Origin of the sequence: Pseudomonas auratipiscis (assembly GCF_036324085.1) — a bacterium.
Classification (GTDB): Bacteria; Pseudomonadota; Gammaproteobacteria; order Pseudomonadales; family Pseudomonadaceae; genus Aquipseudomonas; species Aquipseudomonas auratipiscis.
In genome coordinates this window covers 98,607-119,681 of the sequence record NZ_JAZDCU010000017.1, presented here as the reverse complement: position 1 = coordinate 119,681, position 21,075 = coordinate 98,607, and the positions used below count along the sequence as shown (strand labels likewise).

Here is a 21,075-nt window from a genome sequence, read left to right as displayed (position 1 = left end):
CCGCAGGCAATGCTAAAGTCGGTCTTTTTTCCGACGAGGGTGTGTCATGCGGGTAGTAATGGTGATGGTTGCTGCAGCACTGTTGGCCGGTTGTGCCTCATCGGCCATGGAAGCAGCGCGCACCCAGGCGCCGACCAAAAGCTTTACCTCGAGCAAGCCTGCCGATCGCGTTGCCGAGTGCATCCAGTTCGGCTGGCAGGACGAAGCGGTGTTCGACGTCGATGCCAGTGGCTACCTGGAGCCGGGCAAACAGGGCGGTTTCACGGTGTACACCCGTGAGGCTGAGTCGTTCGCGGATATCCAGCCGCAAGGCGCGAGCACCGCTGTCAGTTACTACGCGAAAAACAACGACAGCGTCGCCCTGCGGCGGATGGCGGCATTGGCCACCTGCCTGTAACCGGTCAGCGGGGCATATAGCCTAGCTGCCAGCGCCGGGGGATTTTCAGCGAAATGAACCCGAGCACGGCAGCGAGCAGAGCGCTGAACAGCAGAGCGCTCAGATCGAAGGCCTGCTCCAGCAGCACGCCAATGATTGCGCCGACGAACATTCCGCTCCAGGGAATCAGTTGCACACGCCAACCTTGCCGGCGCTCTCCCATCAATGCCCGTCCCAGGCCCCGGCCAAACCGCGATAACGCCCCCGTCACGTAGGTGAGGCCAATCGGCAGGCCGTTCACCTCCTCGACCACGGCATTGATCATGCCCATGGCGGTCACCGCTGCGATCAACGCGGGCAGCTGCCAGTCCAGTGGAATCAGGCCGGCCACGGCTAACAGTGCAGCAATGATCAACAACAGCGGCAACGGACGGCGGCCACTGATCCGGGCGATTACCACACCCAGGGCGTTGCCCAGAACAAAGGCCAACAGTACCGCGCCGATGCGCAGCACCAGCCCCACTTCACCTTCGCCCAACGAGACGGCCAGGCGCGTGGTGTTGCCGCTCATGAACGAAACAAAATCACCCGTGGCCATGAAGCCGATTGCATCGGTCATGCCGGCCAGGACCGATAGCGCAGCGACAAAATACAAACCGACTTTGCCGCGTAACTTGGCCACTCGTACAGACCGCGCCGAAGCGTAAGTAGAACCTGGCAGCATCCATCAAGCTCCCAATCTAAGTGGAGTAACTCACGACTGAAGATTCAGGCGCGCTGCGCCAATCGCGCCTCGAGCCCGGCAATATGTGCCTGGAGCCGTTCGCGCTCGTGGCGCTCGGCACTGATGTCTTCGAACACGCTGATCAAATGTTCTGGTTCACCATCGTCGCGGCGCTGCAGCGAGGTGCGAGCGCGCACCCAGATGTACTCGCCGCTTTTGTGACGCACGCGTTTTTCCACTTCATAGCGTTCGCTTTCGCCGGTCAGCATGCCCTGTAACAACTGCAGGTTGAGCGCCAGGTCGTCGGGGTGGGTGATCTGCTGGAAGGTCATGGCATACAGCTCTTCGGCGCGGTAGCCCAGTAGCTCGCACAGGCTGTTGTTGACCCGCTGCCAACGCCCATCCGGATCGATATAGGCGAGGGCGCCCCAGGCAAGTTCGAAGATTGCTCGAAAGCGCTCTTCACTTCTGCGCAAAGCCTGTTCGGCAACTTGGCGTTCGGTATTGTCCATACTGATACCGACCATCTTCACTGAGCGTCCGGCGCTGTCGCGGACCACGGTGGCGCGCGAGGAAATCCAGCGCAGTTCGCCATCGGGGCGGGTAATGCGGAAATCACACTCGCAACCGCTGCCGTCGGCCACTGCCTGGGCGTACATGGCTTGCATGTGCGTGACATCGTCGGGAGGGAGATGCACCCAGAAGTCTTCGTTGCGATGGACCGGCCAGCCATAGACCTGCTCGACGTTTGGCGAGTAGGTCACCTCGTCGCTGATCAGGTTCCATTCCCAGGTGACAATGCGCGCACCTTCCTGGGCCAGCTTCATGCGCGTTTCACTTTCCATGATCTCGGCGGTGTAGCGACGGCGCAGGTCGGTCATCGGCAGTTCGACAACCTGTGGTTGCTGGATGTTCTGCAGGGCTTCTTCGCCGTAGCGTAACCAGATCCAGTTGACCTTGAGGAAGTCGGCCAGCTTGCGCAGATTGTCGTAGTCGATTTCGCCGCCGCGGGTCCATTTGTGCACCGCAGTACGCGAAATGCCCAGGGCCGTGCCCACGGCTTGCAGGGTCAGCTTGTGATGCTCGAGCAGTTCCTTGAGGCGGAAGGCGAAACTGTTTTCCAACATGGGCAGGGTGTCCTGATCTGGGGCCACGAGCCTGCCAGTATACGCAAACCGTCAACTTTGGGTTGACGGCCTCGCTTCCAGCTACACAGCGAAACTGCCCAGCCCTTCCTTGGCGCTACAAACTTGCCGCTTCACAGATCCAGCACCAGGCGCGCCGAGCGTGCGCGCGACACACACAGCATCATGCTTTGCTGCGCCGCTTTTTCAGCGTCGCTCAAGTACTGGTCGAAGTGTTCGGCTTCGCCTTCCAGAATTGCTGTCTCGCAGGTGCCACACACACCTTCTCGGCACAGGCATTCAACTTTGGCAGCTTTGGACTTTTCGATGGCTTGAAGAATGGTCATGCCTTCTTCCACCTGCAGTTCGATACCCGATTGAGCCAGCACTACAGTGAAGGCGGCGCCGGTCACCGGGGCGGCGGCGAACTGTTCCCAGTGCACGCGTTGTTCGGCTATTCCGGCCTTGGCGGCGGTAGCGATGACCGCATCGATCAGCGGTTTGGGGCCGCACACGTACAGGTGCGCCTGCTCATCCAGACCGGCGCACAAAGCAGCCAGGTCGAGCTTGCGATCAAGGCTGTCGATGTAGAAATGGGTATTGCCTGCGTGTGGGCCGCTGGCCAGTTGCGCCTGGAACGCGCCATGCTCCGGGGCGCGGAAGGCATAGTGCAATTCGTAGTTGGCGGCGCTGTCTTCGAGTTCATGCAACTGTGCCAGGAACGGCGTGATACCAATGCCGCCGGCGATCAGTACATGGCGGCCAGCACTGTGGTCCAGGGCGAAGAGGTTGTTTGGCGAAGAGATGGTCAGGCGACTGCCAACTTCCACCTGCTGATGCATGAACGCCGAACCACCCTTGGACTGTTCTTCAAGGCGCACGCCGATCTGATAGCTGCGGGTGTCCCGCGGGTCACTCATCAGCGAGTAGGCATTGCTGAACTGGCTGCCGTCGGCACCTTGCATCTGCACGATGACATGGCTGCCGCCGGTGAAAGCAGGCATCGGCGCACCATCTTCGCGGGCCAGGGTGAAGCGCTTGATCAGCGGCGTGGCCTGTTCTACTTCGGTTACCTGCACGCTGAACATTTCATATTTGTTGGCCATGTTTCACCTCGACTGCAAGGGCGTGCGGCAGGCCCTGCCGCACCCCGGAACCAGGCGCTCGCTCAGACGGCGAGGCACAGGTATTTGATTTCCAGATAGTCCTCGATGCCGTACTTGGAGCCCTCACGGCCCAGGCCCGATTGTTTGATGCCACCAAAGGGCGCGACCTCGTTGGAGATCAGCCCGGTGTTGACCCCGACCATGCCGTACTCCAGCTGCTCGGCGACCTTGAAGACACGAGCGATATCACGGCTGTAGAAGTACGCCGCGAGGCCGTACTGGGTCGCATTGGCAAGGGCGACGACCTCGTCGTCAGTGCTGAAGCGCACCAGCGCTGCCACAGGGCCGAAGATCTCCTCGTCGAGCAGTTCCATGCCCGGACCGACATTGGCCAGCACGGTAGGTTCGAAGAAGTTGCCGCCCAGGGCATGGGCCTGGCCGCCAAGTACCAGTTGGGCACCCTTGGCGATGGCGTCGTCGATCAGACTGCGGACTTTGAGCACGGCCTTGTCATTGATCAGCGGGCCAATCTGCGTGCCCTCGGCGCTGCCATGACCCACACCCAATTCACGCACGCGCGTGATGAAGCGTTGGCTGAACTGTGCATAGACGCTGTCGTGGATATAGAAGCGGTTGACGCAGACGCACGTTTGCCCGGCGTTGCGGTATTTGGCAATCAGCGCACCTTCGACGGCGGCGTCGATATCGGCATCGGCGAAGACAATGAAGGGCGCGTTGCCGCCCAGTTCCAGGCTGACTTTCTTGATGGTTTCAGCGCACTGGCCCATGAGCAGACGGCCCACGGGGGTAGAGCCAGTGAAGCTCAGTTTACGCACTGACGGATGGCCGGTGAACTGCGCGCCAATGGCCGGTGCATCACCGGTCACCACGCTGAAAACGCCAGCAGGCACACCGGCACGTTCGGCCAATTCGACCAGGGCGAGTGCGCAGAACGGGGTTTCGTTGGCCGGCTTGACGACCATGGTGCAGCCAGCGGCCAGGGCCGGAGCGACCTTGCGGGTAATCATCGCGGCGGGGAAATTCCATGGCGTGATTGCAGTGCAGACGCCAATGCCTTGCTTGATCACCAGCAGGCGCTTGTCGTTGGCAGGGCTGGGAATCACATCACCGTAAACGCGCTTGCCCTCTTCAGCGAACCACTCGACGAAGGAGGCGGCGTAGCGGATCTCACCGAGGGCTTCATGCAAGGGCTTGCCTTGTTCGAAGGTCATCAGGCGAGCCAGGTCTTGCTCGTGTTCAAGCAACAACTCGAACCAGCGGCGCAGAATTTGCGCGCGCTCTTTGGCGGTACGTGCACGCCAGTCGCCCAGCGCTGCTTCGGCGGCTTCGATGGCGCGTATGGCTTCGGCACCACCCATCAGCGGCACGCTGCCAAGCAGCTCGCCGTTGGCCGGATCGGTTACTTGCAGGCTGCGCCCGTCATCGGCGTCGCACCAGCGTCCGGCGATGTAGGCCTGCTGGCGGAACAGCTTATTGTCATTGAGTTTCACGCAAGGCACTCCGAAGTCCGCCGCAGGTTGTAGCGCCTGCGGCGGTTGTTATCAGTCGTTGAGGTGGGCGACGGCGATCAGGTTGTGGAAGTGGGCAATGCCATGTTCGCTCATGCCGCTGCGCTCGCGGTCCGCCATGATTCGGCCTTGGCCACGGTAGCCGCGGGACTTCAGACCCTTTTGCACGCTTTCCACCAGGCGCAGGTCTTCTGGACGGAACACTTCGCGGTACCAGTCGATCAGCTTCTGCTGCTCTTCGGTGATGTCTTTGTTGAGGAAGTAAATGTCGTAGTGCTGCAGGGTGGTTTCTGCATCGACCGGGAACTCATAGATCACAGTCATGAAATTCGCTCCTGGCGGCACGTTGAACATGGTGCACGGCCAGGCCCAGAAGCCTGCGAAGGACGGGTCTTTCACACTTTCATCGAACGTGAACGATTGCTCCGACGGTTTTGCCAGACCGTACTGCAGGGTCCAGTTGCCATGCAGGTTGTGGCTGTACTGACCAACGTCCACCGAGTCGGCGAAGCCTGGGTGGGCAGGGGCGCAGTGGTAGCACTCGAGATAGTTGTCGACGATCGACTTCCAGTTGGCCGGCGTGTCGCTGACAAAGCGCGCGGCCAGGTGCAGATCATCGATCACGGCGCACGCTTCACGCATGCGCTTTTGCAGGCCTGGCAGTTGCTCTTCGACCGAGCCTGCTTCCATGTCCATATTGATGAAGATGAAGCCTGCGTACTCTTCGACGCGCAGTTGCACCAGGGTGGAGTTTTCTTTATCGAAGTTCACCACGTTGTCGCAGTTGCGGGCGTGGGCGAGTTCGCCGTCGAGCTTGAAGGTCCAGGCGTGGTAAGGGCAGGTGATGACATTCTTGGCCTTGCCGCTACCGCTGAGCAGTTGGTGGCCGCGGTGTGGGCAGACGTTGTAGAACGCCCGCAGTACGCTGTCGCGCCCACGCACGACAATGATGCTCTCGCCGATCACTTCACGGGTGATGTAGGCATTGTTCTCGGCCACTTCACTGCGATGGCCAATGCAGATCCAGTTGCGGGCGAAGATGCTTTCTTTCTCGTGTTCGAACACCCCAGCCTGGGTGTAGAAGCTGGCGGGAATAGTGAAAGCCTCTTCGGCGTTGGCGCAGAAATCGGCGGGCAGGCGTTTGAAGTCATTCATTGTGGGGTCTCTCACAAGCTCGGTTTTTTAGTTATTGGTTAACGCGTATCTATCAGTTAACAAGTAAGGCAAAAAAATTTGGCTACTGCCTGCAGGAACGGGGCAAGCCCGCTCCTGCAGGGGGCGCTTAGTGCACGGCTGCAGTGCTGCGCGGGGCCAGGTGTTGCGGTTCTTCACCGGCCAGGCGCGCCGCTTCTTCCTCGATGCGGTAGGCCGGAACCTGACCGTAGTCTTCGATCATCCACTTGAAGAAGCCGTAGATCTTCACCAGCAGGATCACCATGAACGGGATCGCGGTCAGCACCACGGCGGTTTTCATGGTTGACAGCGATGCCTTGGCAAACAGCATGGCCAACGGCACCAGGGTCAGCACTACACACCAGAACAAACGATGGGTTGGCGTCGGGTCGTCGCCTTCACGCAGGTTGCGGGTACTGGTTGCAGCTACGGCGTAGGCGGCAGCGTCCATGTGTGAGGCACAGAAAATCGCCATGATGAACAAGTACACGCCGAGGAACACCTGACCCCACGGCAAGGCAAGCAGCAGGTGTGTTACCGCTGATTCACCGCCTTGTTCACTGAGCATTTTCGGCACATCCACGGCACCGGTAATGAACTGGTGCATGCTGTAGCTTTCCAGGGCGCCGAAGAAGAACCAGCAACCGAAGCTACCGCCAAGCAGCAAAGCCAGTACCACTTCCTTTATCTGCCGGCCACGTGATACGCGGGTCACGAACATTGCCACGCCTGGGGCGTAAGACACCCACCAGAGCCAATAGAACACCGTCCAGTTGCGGGTAAAGGCACCATCGCCGGCCGGGTCGGTGAACAGGCTCATGTGCACGTAGTTCTGGATCATCAAGCCAATCGAGTTGGCGGTGTTGTTGATGGTGAACTGGGTAGGGCCGACCAGCAGCACGACGGCGGCAAAAACCAGTGCGCCGATGCAGACGATCTTGCTCAAGCGCTGCAGGCCACCATCGATACCGATGTAGGAGCTGAGCGAGAACATGACTGCGACGGCGCCGATCACCATCAGCTGTACAGTGAAGGTGTCCGGGGTGCCGGTGAGGTCATGCAAGCCACGGGTCAAGGTCGAGGCGGTCAACGCCAGCGACACTGTCAGTGCACCCATCATGGTCAGCAGAAAGATCAGGTCGACACTGCGGCCAACCGGGCCGGTAGCCTTGAAACCGGTAACAGCTTCAACGATGGAGGCCAGGTTCAGGCCGCTCTTTTTGCGCACATGGAAGTGGTAGGCCATGGCCAGCGACGCCAGGGCGTAGATCGACCAGGCGCTGACACCCCAGTGGAAGAACGAGTAGCTGATGCTGTACTCGAGCGCTTTCGGGCTGGCTGCGGCGATGTTCAGGCCAGGGGTCTGGTAGTAGTAGGCCCACTCCATCACCCCCCAGTAAAGGGTCGACGAACCCATACCGGCGCAGATAAACATGAACACCCAAGTAGCGGTTGCATACTCGGGTTTGCCACTGCCCAGACGGATATTGCCGTACTTGCTGAAAGCCAGGTACAGCACGGCCAATGAGCTACCGAACACCAGTACCTGGACGCTGGTACCAAAGGTGCGGGTGGACAGTTCGAACAACTGGTTGGCAGCGCTTTCAGCTTCGCTAGGGAAAGCTGCAAGGCCTATTACAGTGAGCAGCACGGCTATCAGACTCACTGTAATCAGGAACACATCAATCTTTTTATTCTTGTGCGACATCATCGTCTCCTGGACGTTGGCGTACTTATCTATACCCGGCAGGCATTTCCGGGGTGTTGCGGTCTCGCTCCTTCCTTGGCTGTTAACCAAAAGTTGACATGAATCTTTTGGTTAACAGATTTTGCATTTAATCCACGCCGCTAGCAAGAGGGTGAGGGCCGGTTTGTCAGACAATTCTGATGGTCGGCCCTGCTTTCTCAGGCTTCGATCAGTGCTGTGATGGCCTGGCCGACTTCCTGGGTCGATTTCTGCCCACCCATGTCTCGCGTGGTGTCACCGGCAGCAATGACCTGTTCGATGGCCTTGAGAATGTCATCGTGGGCTGCGCGATAGCGGGCGTCGGCACCGTCGTTACCGAGGAACTCGAGCATCAGTGCACCGGACCAGATCATTGCGATCGGGTTGGCGATGTTCTGGCCGAAAATGTCCGGCGCCGAGCCGTGCACGGGTTCGAACAGGGATGGGAATTTGCGCTCTGGGTTGAGGTTGGCCGATGGCGCGATTCCAATGGTGCCAGCGCAGGCTGGACCGAGGTCGGAAAGGATGTCGCCGAACAGGTTCGAGGCTACAACGACGTCGAAGCGATCCGGTTGCAACACGAAACGGGCGCAGAGGATATCAATGTGCTGCTTGTCCCAGCTGATTTCCGGATAATTGGCAGCCATGGCGGCGGTGCGCTCATCCCAGTACGGCATGCTCACGGCCATGCCGTTGGACTTGGTCGCCGAAGTGACATGCTTGCGTTCGCGGGTCTGGGCCACATCGAAGGCGTACTTGAGGATGCGATCAACGCCGCGGCGAGTGAACACCGATTCTTGCAGGACAAATTCGTTTTCGGTGCCTTCGAACATGCGCCCGCCCAGGGACGAGTATTCGCCTTCGGTGTTTTCGCGGATAACCACGAAGTCGATATCACCTGGCTCGCGGCCGGCCAGGGGGCAAGGTACGCCCGGGAACAGGCGCACCGGGCGAATGTTTACGTACTGGTCGAAGTCGCGACGGAACTTGAGCAGCGAGCCCCACAAAGAGATGTGATCCGGAACCTTGTCTGGCCAACCCACTGCGCCGAAGTACAGAGCATCGAAATCCTTGAGCTGCTCGAACCAGTCGTCCGGCATCATTTTGCCGTGAGCCAGGTAGTAATCGCAGCTGGCCCACTCGAAGAATTCAAAGCTGATGTCCAGGCCGTGCTTGCGCGCAGCAGCCTCGACCACGCGGATACCTTCGGGGAGAACTTCGATGCCGATGCCGTCACCAGGGATTGCGGCGATTCTGAAAGTCTTGCTCATGGGGCGCACTCGTTGTCTAGGGAACAGGTGCCGACCATGCTATAAGGGCTTGATTCAGAGATAATCTCGCCATTCATTGATTCTTAGAACACGAAACGTGAATAATTTTCCTAGCCTCGACGATCTCAATATCTTTCTTCAGGTGGCCAAGCGCGCCAGCTTCGCCGCGGTGGCTGATGAGCTGGGCATGTCGGCGGCCTTTGTCAGCAAGCGCATTCGCGTGCTCGAGCAAACCCTTGAAGTACGCTTGCTGCATCGCACCACTCGCCGGGTGACCATTAGCGAGGAGGGCGAGCGGGTTTACCAATGGGCGCAACAGATTTTCGATGCGGTGCAGCGCATGGGTGACGACATCAGCGCCCAGCACCGCGAGCCGGCAGGACAACTGCGCATTGCCAGCAGCCTGGGCCTGGGGCGGCGCTTCGTGGCCCCGGCCTTGTCGGAATTGGCCGAGCGGTATCCGCGCCTGGACATAAGGCTGGATGTTCACGACCGCTTGGTGGATTTGATCGAGGAGGGCGTGGACCTGGATATCCGGGTTGGCAACATCATTGCCCCCAACCTGATCGCCAAACCCCTGGCCCGGAACCGCCGGGTGCTGTGTGCCTCACCCGCCTACCTGGCGCGCCGTGGCACGCCCAAAGTGCTGGCCGAGCTGGGCAGCCATGACTGCCTGGTGATCAAGGAACGCGACCACCCCTTTGGTATCTGGCAGTTAGAAGGACCCAATGGTGAGGAGAGCGTCCGGGTGACTGGCAGCTTGTCGAGCAACCATGGCGAAGTAGCTCATCAGTGGTGCCTGGATGGTCGCGGGATATTGCTGCGCTCGTGGTGGGATGTACACGACAGCCTGGAAAACGGGCGACTGGTTCAGGTACTGGGCGACTACCACCAACCGGCGGACATCTGGGCGGTCTATACCTCGCCACTGGCAAGTTCGGCAAAGGTGCGCGTTGCGGTGGAGTTCTTCCGACAATACTTTGCCGAGCGCTACAGCCTGCCTGCGCTGGGATGAAGGTTTGGTAAGAACGGGCCTTGCATAACGCGCGGTCTAAACCAGAAGATCCCGTTCAAACGCAGCGCAGTCCTGGCATTCAACCGCCGACAATAGCAGCCGGTGCTGCCATTTTTTATGTGCGCGCCACATAAGGCCACGTGCTTCGCCTTGTTCGATGCTGCCTTGCTTGACCACATCCCAGGTTCGATACAGATAACGGGCAAGTTCGGTGATTTCCTTCTGTGGCCAGCAGCAGCCATGCTTTTTCAGCAGTTCCACCATGTTGTCTATGTGGATCGCTTCATGCTCCTGCTCCAGGCCATGCAGGGCGGGTATCACATCCATTGCCTGCCAGAGTGCGCTGTAACCCGAGTACTGCTGCTCGATGCCATCGATCATGTCATCCAGCGCGTCCCAGATTTGTACCAGGCTGAGTTCGCTTTCATACAGTGCCTTTTCTCGACTGCGGATTTCCGTCAGCCATTGCTCGGCCAAGCGATAGACGATTGCTTCCTTGTTGGGGAAAAACCGATAGAGCGATTTGATGTCGATGCCGGAGCGCTCGGCAATGGCATTGGTGTTGAGCTGGGTGATGCCGCCCTCCTTGAGCAGCGCCAACGTTGCTTGTTCGACCTTTTCGATGATCGCCAAGGTCCGCTGTTGCCGCGGCTCGCGGCGCATTCTCAAGTCTTGCGAAGTCATCCAGCACCCAGCCTTATCGTTCATTGGCCCGCATTTCACATTGACTCGGTCGATGGAGTCAAATCTCGACAATTGACGCTGTTGCGCAACGCTGGTAGAAGATCAAATTACAGTATTTACTGTAATTTAACGGAGAAGGTATGCGCTCAAAACAAAAACAACACCTATCGCTTTCCTCCATCGCCCTGATCGCAGGGGTTGTTGGCTGCGGACAAGCGTTGGCTGCAACCGTCGACAGCGGTAAGAACACGGTGTACCTCAATGGCGAGATCTACACCCAGAATCGCCAGCACCAAAAGGTCGAAGCCATCGCCGTGGCCGATGACAAATTTGTTTATACCGGTAACCGAGAGGGGGCAGAAAGCTTCATCAAGCAAGGCTTTCAGGTCGTCGACCTGGGCGGGAAAATGGTGCTGCCGGGGCTGCATGACAACCATATCCATGTGCTGGGTACGGTCGCGCTGGATGTCTGCGATCTGCAAGGCAAGGCGGTGAATCTCGATCAATTGGCCAGCAAGGTGAAGGAGTGCCTCCCTCGTTACGCGAGTGAGCCGGGTGCCTGGCTTAAGATCGACCAGTGGGTTCCCTATGAAGGCAACGAACCGACGGCCCAATACAAGACCATTCTTGCAGCCCTCGATGCAGCTGCCGATGGTCATCCGATCATCTTGTCCGGGGTCGACGGCCATGCCAGTGCCTATAACTCCAAAGCCTTGAGCATGGCTGAAGACGAGCAGGGCAACAGCGTCGGTTTCAACCCCAAGACGCTGGGCAAGGGCGGTGTGTTCGCCGAGTTGGCGCCTTATGTCAGCCTCGACACCGGGGTGGTACGTGATGCGGCGAAAGAAAAGATCCCGGTGGGCAACTTCGACATGTTCGCGCAAAAACCGGGCGATCCGCGCGGTGAAAAAATCTATGGCGATATCCTTCCGGACGTCGCCAAGGTCATGGCGCAAAGTGGTATCACCAGTATCCAGGATGCGTGTAGCAACGATTTCATCCGTGAACAGTTGGTGAAGATGCAAACGCAGAACCTGCTGAACATGCGGGTCACGGCTGCCACCTGTTTCATTGACGATGACTACAAGGGCAAGGTCGATATTGCCGGTCACTTGAAAAAAGCCCAGGAAGTACGCGCCGCGTTCGCTGACAACCCGCTGATCAAGGCCGATGCGGTGAAGATATTTGCCGATGGTGTGCTTGAAGGCGACTCGTTCAGTAATCCGCCGTTTTCACCCAACGCCGGGATGTTGCATACCTACCAAACCCCCCATCTAAAACTCAATGAGGACACTGGCGCGATCACTGTCAGCGCCGACAGCGAAGATTCCAAGAATAACGGTATCGTCAATTACCGCGATGAGGACTTCAAGAACTACGCCAGTGCACTCGATGCCGATGGTTTCGCCATCCATGTACATAGCATTGGCGACCGTGCCACGCGGGTGGCTCTTGATGCGCTTGAGGCTGCGCGGCAACGCAATGGCAACAGCCATATCCCGCATACCCTTGCCCACTGGCAGGTGATCCATCCGGACGATCAACGCCGCCTCGGCGAACTGGGCGTCTTTTTGACCTATACCTACGCCTGGATCAATCAGCAGCCAGAGTATGACGTGCTGATCACCCCATTTCTGGAGAAGAGTAAAAAGGGCCAGGACATCAACGACCTGCTCTACAACAAAAACAACTACACCTGGAATGCCACCTACCCGGTGCAAAGCTCCTACAAGGCCGGGGCGGTTCTGGTCGCGGGTAGTGATGCGCCAGTCGACTCGCGCGACCCGCGTCCATTCATGAATATCGCTGCCGGTATCACCCGCGCCATTCCTGGTGAGCCCGCCTACAACGCGGAGCAGTCGGCCACGTTGGAGCAGATGCTTGACGCTTACACCATCAACGGCGCTCGAGCGGTTCGCCAGGACAAGATTATCGGCTCGATTGAACCGGGTAAGTCAGCCGATTTCATTGTGCTTGATCGCAACCTGTACAGTTTGGTCGAGCAGGGTACACCCGAACAAATCGCCGAAACCAAGGTCGTGCGGACCGTATTCCGCGGACAGACGATCTACACCAATTGACGGGTAAAGAGCAGTAGTTGTCTGAAAGGGGCCATTTACGGCCCCTTTTCTTTGCCAGCGCAGCCATCAGCGAAACGCGCAGCCTTCCCATTTTCGAGAGACGGGCAGGGTAGTGCGCAGGGGATGTGAAAAATTCGTCAACAAACAGGCCGCCAAGGCTTTTTATTTGCGACACATTCTGACAAGCTAATGATAACTATTATCAAAAGTAATCGTATTCGCTGCTCATTAGTTCGGCAGCAGTCGTTTCAATCCGCAGTCTGACCTACCCGGTACGCCTGCCTCTGAGACACCCGCGCACCCCAATCGCTGAATCACACACCTGCAAATGTAAGGAGAAGTCTGCGTGCACCCTTTTTGGCCCCGCGCCCTCGCTGTTGCTGTCTCACTGGCAAGCGCCGCCCCCTTCGCTGTTGCCCAGGAGGCGGTCACGGTTGCTTCGACTGACGACAAACCTGCTGCTCAGGCCGGTGATGGCGAACCGATGATCCTGGACTCCTTGAGCATCAACTCCACTGGTTTGGGGCAGACCACCGAAGGCACCGGCTCGTATACCACCGGCGCCATGCAGACCGCGACCAAGCTGCCCCTGACCATGCGTGAAACCCCGCAGGCCGTGACGGTGATTACCCGTCAGCGCATGGACGACCAAGCCATGACCAGTGTCAACGACGTGGTCAAGGCGACTCCCGGCCTGTTTCTCAGCCAGTCCAGCGGTCCGGGGCGGCAAACCTATAGCTCTCGCGGTTTCGACATCGATAACATCATGTACGACGGTCTGCCGACGTCTTATTCGGGGTGGGGGGTAGGTGTCCAGCCGAACCTGGCGATGTTTGATCGGGTCGAAATCATTCGTGGGGCAACCGGTTTGATCACCGGTAGCGGCAACCCTTCGGCGGCGATCAACATGGTGCGCAAGCGCCCGACTGCCGATCAGCAAGTAACCTTGACCGGGGCTACCGGCAGTTGGGATGACAACCGCGGTGAGATCGATGCCTCGAGCCCGCTGAATGAAAGCGGCACCTTGCGTGGTCGGGTCGTAGGCTCGTACCGCGATGCCGACACCTTCCGCGACAAGGAGAACAGCGATCACGGTGTGTTCTATGCCGTGGGCGAGGCTGACTTGAGCGAAGCCACCACCGCAACCCTGGGTTTCTCCCGTCAACATGACCGCACCAACTTCTTCTGGGGTGGCCTGCCAATCGGTACCAACGGCCATCATTTGGACCTGCCACGCTCTACTTACCCGGGCACCGATTGGGAAGATAAGACACAAGACATCAATACCGTGTTCGGCGAAGTCAAACATCGCTTTGCCAACGATTGGGAGCTGCACCTGGCGGCTTCGCAAGCGACGCAGAAAGCACTGTTCTCCGGCACCTATCTGTCACGCTACAGCGGCCCGCTGGCCACCACTGCCTGGCAAGCGCGCTACGATGAAGTCAAAACGGCCTATGACGTGTTTGCCAGTGGCCCGGTCGAAGCATTCGGCCGCAGCCATGAAGTGGTCATCGGCACCAGCAGCCGCCAGTCCGACGTGACCACGCATAACTACAGCCCCTATGTGTTCAGCCTGCCCATCGGTGCGCCGAAGCCGAACTTTGTGCGCACCAACGACGATCATGAAGTCACCACGCAGAAGGGGGTTTACCTGACCACCCGACTGAGCCTGGCCGACCCGCTCACCTTGATTCTCGGTGGTCGCCTGGACTGGTACGACTATGACAACAGGCCAGAGGTCGTTGACCCGCAAGCCGGCGATGGCGACTACAAAGTCACCCGTAACGTTACGCGCTATGGCGGGCTGATCTACGACATCAACGACACCTACTCGGTGTATGCCAGCTACACCGATATTTTTACACCGCAAACCGAGAAAGACCTGTCGCGCAGCGTGCTCAAGCCGATCGTCGGCGAAAACTACGAAATTGGCATCAAGGGCGAATACTTCGAGGGCGCCCTCAACGCCAGTCTGGCGGTATTCCAGGTCGATCAGTTGAACCGCGCTGTACAAGTGGATAATCCGGTCGGTTGCCCGAAGCTCGACTGCTACCAGGCCGCTGGCAAGGTGCGCAGCCAAGGGTTTGATCTGGAGTTGCAAGGTGCGTTGACCGAGCACTGGCAGGTGGGTGCCGGTTACACCTATACCCGTGCCCATTACATCAAGGACCAGGACCCGTCCAAAGAGAACCAGGCCGTTCTTCCTGAACAGCCGGAGCATCTGTTCAAAGTATCGACCCTCTACCGCTTCAAAGGCCCATTGGAAAAGCTGCGTGTCGGCGGCAATGTCTACTGGCAAAGCCGTATGTATAACGATGTGGATGTCACCGGGGGAAGCTATCGGGTCGAACAAGGCAGTTACGCAGTTACCGACCTGATGGCCGGCTATGAGGTGAACAAACATCTAGACCTGCAGCTCAACGCCAACAATGTCTTCGATCGCGTCTACTACTCAGCGATTGGTTCCGACGTGACCTGGGGCTCCACCGATACCTACGGTAATCCGCGTAACTACATGCTGACTGCCAAGTACAAATTCTGATTCGCTAAAACCTTTAGCTTCCAGGGTTTGAAAATCGAAAAAGAAAAAACGGCGAGCGTGAAAGGACTCACCTTGCTCACCGTCTAGTGCAATGCTGTTCAGCCCTTGAGTGCTGCTTCAATCCGCGCAACATCTATCTTGCCCATTTCCATCATCGCCTCGAATGCGCGCTTGGCCGCTGCCCGATCGGTATGAGTGATTGCCTGGGTCAGAATTCGCGGTGTGATCTGCCATGAAATACCCCACTTGTCCCTGCACCAACCACAGACACTTTCCTCGCCGCCATTGCTGACAATCGCATTCCAGAAGCGATCGGTTTCGGCCTGGTCGTCGGTCGCTACTTGGAAGGAGAACGCTTCGCTGTGTTTGAATGTGGGGCCTCCATTCAGGCCCAGGCAGGGAATGCCCATTACCGTGAACTCTACGGTCAACACATCACCGGTCTTACCCGAAGGGTAATCGCCTGGGGCGTGGTTTACGGCGACCACGGCGCTGTCGGGGAAGGTCTGGGCGTAAAATTGCGCAGCGTCCAACGCCGTGCCGTCGAACCACAGGCATATTGTATTTTTGCTGGTCATCGTAGGTCTCCGAAACCGGGACTGGGACAATCAGTGTAGCCCTATGCGTTGGCCGGGCTTCCTTGCCCGGTTTGCGATCAAGCGATCATTTCGACTTTTCCGGTGCTCAAACGATAGACGCCACCGACTATCTTCAACTTTCCTTTTCCAAGTGCCTCAGTAAGCAGTGGCGTGGCATTGTTGAGACTCTGGACCGAGTCTTTGACGTTTTGCGCGATGGCATTTTCCATCAGATGGCCGGGTTGCTTGAGCACCTTTTCGATTGAGGGTTTGAGCGCCTCAGTCAGTTTCGGAATGTGCCCGGGGAACACGGTTTGATCTTTAATCGCTTTGATCCCTGCCTCGATGGCGCCACAGCTTTCGTGACCCAGCACCAGGATCAGCGGGGCGCCGAGTACGGCGACGGCGTATTCAAGGCTGGCCAGTCCTTCTGCGGTGACGAAGTTGCCTGCTACACGTATGGCGAAAAGATCGCCGCGTGCGGTGTCGAACGCATACTCGGGAGCGATCCGTGAGTCGGAGCAACTAAGCACCGCGACAAACGGGTTCTGGCCAGATACCAACGCTTCGCGCTCATCCTTGAAATCATGGGTTTGCGAATTCCCGCTCACATACCGCTCATTACCAGCTATCAATCGCTGCAACGCCTGCTCGGGGTCGATTGCGTTTTGAGGTTTTGGAGGCGTAGAGGTTTTCTCGGCTGCCGTGGCAAGTTTGCCTGGCAGGGTGCCGGCGAGCAGCAGGGCGCCTGCTCCAAGTCCGGCAATACGAAGAAAACGACGACGATCAGTTGAGTTTGAAGAGGAAGTTGAATCACATGATTTACACATGATGGTGTGTACTCAGGTCAACTCAGTGGATGTAACTACTGTTGGCAAACTGGCGTAATTTTCGGCGCCAGAACCCTGAAGTTTAGTTGACCTGATCCCTTATGTTTTTTGCGCAACCGTGGCGGATGGCCCATTTGTCCGCGCCTTGGTTGTTGCCTGGCGCGGCTTCAAGCGGGAGACGCCAACCAGCACCAGGGCCAGGCCGATAATTTGATAGATCGAAACCTCTTCGCTCAGCACTGCCCAGGACGCAAACACCGTCAACACCGGCCCCAGGTTTCCGACGGCAGCAGTATGCGTAGCGCCCATGCGCTGGATCGCCAGCGCCACCCAATAGATAGGCAACACGGTGGAGACCAGGGCCATCAAGGCGGCATACACCCACACCGAACCCGGCAATTGCCAGAGCACGCTGAAATCGGCAACCAACAGGTAATGCACCAGAACCATCACCGCCGAAGCGCCGCCAGCCAATCCGGCCAGGCGCATGGAACTCATGCGCTTGAGCATGATGCCGGTGCCCGAGTAATACAGCGCATAGGTCACCGCACTCGCAAACACCCACGCCGCGCCTAGCATCACCTGACCACCCAGGCCGGCAACGCTGACGTCATGCACGAAGGCGATGCCCAGGCCCAAATAGCACAAACCCATCGCCGCCAGCGTGCGCAGGGTAGGGCGCTCTCGCAGGGCAATGGCTTGAAAGATCAATACCAGGGTCGGGTAAATGAACAGAATCAGCCGCTCGAGGCCGGCGCTGATGTACTGCAGACCATAGAAGTCGAACAAGCTCGCCAGGTAATAGCCGAACAGCCCCAAGAGCATCACCCGCACACCATCACCGAGACCCAGCGGCGCGTTGCTTGGGCCGCGGCTGGCCCATACCAGCCAGGCAAAAAGCGGCAATGAAAGCCCCATGCGCATGGCCAGCAGGGTAATTGCATCCACCTGGCTGTCAGCGTAGGACAGCTTGACGAAAATCGCCTTGAGGCTGAAGCCCAATGCCGACAACACCGCAAACAGGCTGCCGTTCTGGACACAACGCTGGAACAATCCACGCAAACGATTCATTGGCGGCCTGATAAAGAAGGTTCATTGGGGTTATTCTAAAGTGAACGCCGTTGGCGCAGAATCGCATTTCTACGAACGTGGCCTTCGCCAAAAGAGAAACCTTGTGCATTTTGATCTTGCTGATTTGCGCCTGCTCACGGCCATTTCCACTTCCGGCAGCTTGAGCAAGGCCGCCGCCAGCATCCCGGTTGCCGTCTCAGCCGCCAGCACGCGACTGCGCCTGCTGGAAGCGCGCTGTGGCGTCATCCTGTTCACCCGCAAGGCCGACGGCATGCAGCTCACCCCGGCCGGCCGCCTGGTGCTGGAAGCAGCCGGCAGCGTGCTGGCCGAAGCGCAAAAGCTGCAAGACACACTCAAGGAACTTGCCGGACAGCGCCGTATCACTTTGCGGCTGGCCGCAACCACCGTGACCACCAGCAGTCTGTTACCTGCGGTGCTGGGAAAGTTTCTTGCCGACTATCCCGAGGTTGACTTGCAGTTGAGCGAATTCAGAAGCGCGGACGTGATGCGTGCGGTGCTTTCTGGTGAATGCGAGATAGGTGTGTTTGATGGCAGTGTCATCAGCGATGGGGTGATGTCATTGCCCTTTTGCAATGAACGCTTGGTGATGCTGGTGCCTCATGAGCACCCTCTGGCCGAGCGCGAGCAGACCCGCTTGCGCGACGCCCTGGGCTATCCCTTCATCGGCATGCCGGCCGAGCGGGCCATGCAGCGCTTTGTCGAAGAGCGGGCCATCAAGGAAGCCATGCCCCTGCATATTCGCGTGCGTGCGCCGAGCTTCGAAGCCATCGCCCAATTGGTTGCCCAACGGGCTGGTATTGCCATGCTGCCGCAGGCCATTGCGCTGCGCATGGAGCAGGAGCTGCCGGTACGCATGGTATTACTCGAAGAGGGGTGGGCCACCCTTGAACTGCGCTTGTGCATTCGGGGATGGGCGTCGCTCAGCAGTCACGGTCGTCAGTTAGTCAACTTTTTATCTGGGCGTAGTGATTGAGTGCAAAGGTCGGTGCGGTCAGGGCTAGGTGCTGGCGCTTCTTTTACTAGGAATGCAAAGAATGCCGTACCGCTTGTCGGTGTCCGTCTGGCTGTGTCGAAACAGTGCGCTGTGAATCGACTACTGCATAGATCGAACGGATCGCTTCAATCCCTGCACAGGAGAACACGCTATGTCTTATGTCGATGGTTTTGTGATCGCCGTACCTACTGCCAATCGGGAGCAATTCAAGCAGCATGCCGAGGAAGCGGCGGTGGTGTTCAAGGAGTGCGGCGCCCAGCGCGTTATTGAGTGCTGGGGGGATGATGTACCTGACGGCAAACTGACTTCGTTTCCGATGGCGGTCAAATGCAAACCAGATGAAACCGTGGTGTTTTCCTGGATTCTATGGCCGTCTCGACAGGTGCGTGATGCCGGGATGAAGAAAATGATGGAAGACCCACGCCTGCAGCCGGACAAGAACCCGATGCCGTTTGATGGGCAGCGGATGATCTTTGGTGGCTTCAACATTTTGGTGGATGTGTAGCAATGCCGGTGCAAGGCACTGACGGTGGGGAACAGCAGAATGAGGGTAAACATCTACAGCAACCAGAACTTTCCAGTACGGACTCTGGTGCCTAAATTGGCCTGAGTTCGACTACAGAGCGGTGATTGTTTCAGCGCCCCTCATGCTGACGCCGGTAAGCGCCCGGCTGTACACCCATGGCCTTGCCAAAGGCGCGGGTAAAAGCCGCAATAGATTGATAGCCCACGCTAGCGCATACCTGTTCGACTGTGTTGTGAGCCTTGAGCAATTGGCAGGCATGGCGCATGCGCAGCGCCAGCAACACTTGTCCAGGCGATTGCCCGGCCAGTTCGCTGAAACGTTTGAAGAAGGCCGAGCGCGACAGGCCGGTGCAGGCTGCCATGCTTTCCAGCGGCCAGGGCTGCTCCGGGTGTGCGATCAGTTGCTCTACCAGCGCAGCGAACTGCGGGTGGCGCGCCAGGGTTACCAGACCGGCCATTGGCAGATCAGCTTGGACTTGCTGGCGCAGCACATAGAGAAACAGCAAATGACTCAGGCGTTCGAGTAAGGCCGAGGAGGGCGCGGGCTGGCGCTGGCATTCAGCGAGGATCAGCTCGAACAGAGCGGTTGCGGCGCTCAACGCCGGGTCCCCGGCACGCAGGATAATCCAGTCGGGCAGGCCGTCGATGATCAGCGACGAGAGCCCAGGCTGAAAGTGAAAGAATCCGCACACCAATCCCACGCCGTCGTTGGCCCCGCTGTCCAGCGGCAGCATGGCCATGCGCGGTTGCTGCAGTGCCAGTTCGCAGTCGCCAGTGCCAGAAAGCCGGTATTCAAGGTCGCGCAGCAGGAACACGGCATCACCGGCCTCAAGGGCCAAGGCCTGGGGCTGACTGGCGATATGCAGCCAGCAATGTCCTTGCACCACGAGGTGAAAGCTGGCCCGTGCCAAACCGTGGGTGCTGGCGTGCCAACCACCGCAGTAGCGCCCGACATGGAACAGGCTGGCGTCTAGCTCAAGGCTTTCTAATAACCAATCGACAACAGGGCTGGATGAAATCATCTAATGGAAAGACTCAGGAGCAAGTAATAGCGACTCTAGAATATGGAAGGTATTTCTTATAACCAACAGACTTGTGCGACACCCTAGTATGCAGGAGACCACACCATGTCGCGCGTTACTCTACACACGCTGCAAAGCGCCCCTGAAGCTGCTCGCCCTTTTCTAGAAAATGCCCAGAAAAATTCCGGCTTCATTCCCAACCTGCTGGGCGTATTGGCCAATGCCCCGGCCGCGCTGGAAACCTACGTTACCGTTTCTGCCCTCAACGGCAAGGCTGAACTGAATCTGGCCGAGCGCGAAGTGGTGCAACTGGTGGCGGCCACCAATCACGGTTGCGACTTCTGCGTGGCCGGCCATACGGCTGTCGCCCTGAACAAGGCCAAACTGCCGCAAGAGGTGGTCGACGCCCTGCGCGCCCGTGGCGAACTGCCGCAGGAAAAACTCGAAGCCCTGGCCGCGTTCACCCGTGAAGTTATCGCTACCCGCGGCAATGTGAGTGATGCCGCGTACAGCGCTTTTCGCGACGCTGGTTATGGTGAAGGCCACGCTCTGGAGGTGATTCTCGGCGTGAGCCTCGCCACCCTGTGCAACTTTGCTAATGTGTTTGCCCAGACGCCGCTCAATGATGAGCTGAGCAAGTACCGCTGGCAGCCTTCGGCATAACGATCCCTGGGCGCCGGCGC

The 21,075-nt window shown here is 58.4% G+C and carries 19 protein-coding genes; 7 read left to right on the top strand and 12 right to left on the bottom strand.

The window, feature by feature from the left end; genetic code table 11:
* The first annotated feature begins 46 nt into the window (after positions 1 to 46).
* Positions 47 to 397: a hypothetical protein gene (locus V0R60_RS21170; protein ID WP_203481188.1), complete on the top strand. Its 351-nt coding sequence runs from the start codon at positions 47 to 49 to the stop codon at positions 395 to 397.
* 4 nt (positions 398 to 401) lie between these two features.
* Here V0R60_RS21170 and V0R60_RS21165 read toward each other — a convergent pair whose 3' ends face one another.
* The 7 genes from V0R60_RS21165 to V0R60_RS21135 all read right to left on the bottom strand — a co-directional run bounded on the left by V0R60_RS21165 (position 402) and on the right by V0R60_RS21135 (position 9,029).
* Complete coding sequence (locus V0R60_RS21165; protein ID WP_136477067.1) at positions 402 to 1,100, bottom strand: YoaK family protein; 699 nt, start codon at positions 1,098 to 1,100, stop codon at positions 402 to 404.
* A gap of 44 nt (positions 1,101 to 1,144) precedes the next feature.
* Positions 1,145 to 2,227 (bottom strand): PAS domain-containing protein, encoded by a 1,083-nt coding sequence (locus V0R60_RS21160; RefSeq protein ID WP_136477066.1) that lies wholly within the window; start codon positions 2,225 to 2,227, stop codon positions 1,145 to 1,147.
* 131 nt (positions 2,228 to 2,358) lie between these two features.
* Positions 2,359 to 3,330 (bottom strand): PDR/VanB family oxidoreductase, encoded by a 972-nt coding sequence (locus V0R60_RS21155; protein WP_330080650.1) that lies wholly within the window; start codon positions 3,328 to 3,330, stop codon positions 2,359 to 2,361.
* Positions 3,331 to 3,392: 62 nt separating this feature from the next.
* Entirely contained in the window at positions 3,393 to 4,841 is a 1,449-nt protein-coding gene (locus tag V0R60_RS21150) for an NAD-dependent succinate-semialdehyde dehydrogenase (RefSeq protein ID WP_330080649.1), read from the bottom strand.
* A 51-nt stretch (positions 4,842 to 4,892) separates the two neighbouring features.
* On the bottom strand, positions 4,893 to 6,014 hold the full coding sequence (locus V0R60_RS21145; protein ID WP_136477063.1) for an aromatic ring-hydroxylating oxygenase subunit alpha: 1,122 nt from the start codon (positions 6,012 to 6,014) through the stop codon (positions 4,893 to 4,895).
* A 127-nt stretch (positions 6,015 to 6,141) separates the two neighbouring features.
* Positions 6,142 to 7,740 (bottom strand): BCCT family transporter, encoded by a 1,599-nt coding sequence (locus V0R60_RS21140; protein ID WP_330080648.1) that lies wholly within the window; start codon positions 7,738 to 7,740, stop codon positions 6,142 to 6,144.
* A 197-nt stretch (positions 7,741 to 7,937) separates the two neighbouring features.
* The gene (locus V0R60_RS21135; protein WP_330080647.1) at positions 7,938 to 9,029 is read right to left on the bottom strand and encodes a tartrate dehydrogenase; all 1,092 of its coding nucleotides are present in this window, start codon (positions 9,027 to 9,029) and stop codon (positions 7,938 to 7,940) included.
* Between the two features lie 97 nt (positions 9,030 to 9,126).
* On the opposite strand from V0R60_RS21135, the gene V0R60_RS21130 reads away from it, so the two are divergent.
* The gene (locus V0R60_RS21130; RefSeq protein ID WP_330080646.1) at positions 9,127 to 10,044 is read left to right on the top strand and encodes a LysR substrate-binding domain-containing protein; all 918 of its coding nucleotides are present in this window, start codon (positions 9,127 to 9,129) and stop codon (positions 10,042 to 10,044) included.
* 36 nt (positions 10,045 to 10,080) lie between these two features.
* On the opposite strand, the gene V0R60_RS21125 is transcribed toward V0R60_RS21130, so the two are convergent.
* Entirely contained in the window at positions 10,081 to 10,728 is a 648-nt protein-coding gene (locus V0R60_RS21125) for a TetR/AcrR family transcriptional regulator (RefSeq protein ID WP_330080645.1), read from the bottom strand.
* Between the two features lie 140 nt (positions 10,729 to 10,868).
* Between V0R60_RS21125 and V0R60_RS21120 the strand changes: the two genes are divergently transcribed.
* Positions 10,869 to 12,809, top strand: coding sequence for an amidohydrolase (locus V0R60_RS21120; protein WP_330080644.1), 1,941 nt, complete (start codon positions 10,869 to 10,871; stop codon positions 12,807 to 12,809).
* 346 nt (positions 12,810 to 13,155) lie between these two features.
* Complete coding sequence (locus V0R60_RS21115) at positions 13,156 to 15,351, top strand: TonB-dependent siderophore receptor (RefSeq protein WP_330080643.1); 2,196 nt, start codon at positions 13,156 to 13,158, stop codon at positions 15,349 to 15,351.
* Between the two features lie 98 nt (positions 15,352 to 15,449).
* Here the strand turns inward: V0R60_RS21115 and V0R60_RS21110 are convergent, their stop codons facing one another.
* From V0R60_RS21110 to V0R60_RS21100, 3 genes are all read right to left on the bottom strand, one after another.
* Positions 15,450 to 15,929 carry a VOC family protein gene (locus V0R60_RS21110; protein WP_330080642.1) on the bottom strand — a complete coding sequence of 160 codons (480 nt, stop codon included), beginning with the start codon at positions 15,927 to 15,929 and terminating at the stop codon, positions 15,450 to 15,452.
* 77 nt (positions 15,930 to 16,006) lie between these two features.
* Positions 16,007 to 16,759, bottom strand: a complete 753-nt coding sequence (locus V0R60_RS21105) for a carbonic anhydrase (RefSeq protein ID WP_330080641.1) — start codon at positions 16,757 to 16,759, stop codon at positions 16,007 to 16,009.
* Positions 16,760 to 16,858: 99 nt separating this feature from the next.
* Positions 16,859 to 17,830, bottom strand: coding sequence for a DMT family transporter (locus tag V0R60_RS21100; protein ID WP_330080640.1), 972 nt, complete (start codon positions 17,828 to 17,830; stop codon positions 16,859 to 16,861).
* Positions 17,831 to 17,933: 103 nt separating this feature from the next.
* Here V0R60_RS21100 and V0R60_RS21095 point away from each other — a divergent pair, with 103 nt between their 5' ends.
* The gene (locus tag V0R60_RS21095) at positions 17,934 to 18,824 is read left to right on the top strand and encodes a LysR substrate-binding domain-containing protein (RefSeq protein ID WP_136477055.1); all 891 of its coding nucleotides are present in this window, start codon (positions 17,934 to 17,936) and stop codon (positions 18,822 to 18,824) included.
* Positions 18,825 to 18,996: 172 nt separating this feature from the next.
* A complete protein-coding gene (locus tag V0R60_RS21090; RefSeq protein ID WP_136477054.1) occupies positions 18,997 to 19,350 on the top strand; it encodes a DUF1428 domain-containing protein in 354 nt (117 codons plus the stop codon).
* A gap of 130 nt (positions 19,351 to 19,480) precedes the next feature.
* Here V0R60_RS21090 and V0R60_RS21085 read toward each other — a convergent pair whose 3' ends face one another.
* The gene (locus V0R60_RS21085) at positions 19,481 to 20,392 is read right to left on the bottom strand and encodes an AraC family transcriptional regulator (protein WP_136477053.1); all 912 of its coding nucleotides are present in this window, start codon (positions 20,390 to 20,392) and stop codon (positions 19,481 to 19,483) included.
* Positions 20,393 to 20,497: 105 nt separating this feature from the next.
* Between V0R60_RS21085 and V0R60_RS21080 the strand changes: the two genes are divergently transcribed.
* Positions 20,498 to 21,055: a carboxymuconolactone decarboxylase family protein gene (locus tag V0R60_RS21080; protein WP_136477052.1), complete on the top strand. Its 558-nt coding sequence runs from the start codon at positions 20,498 to 20,500 to the stop codon at positions 21,053 to 21,055.
* Positions 21,056 to 21,075 lie beyond the last annotated feature (20 nt).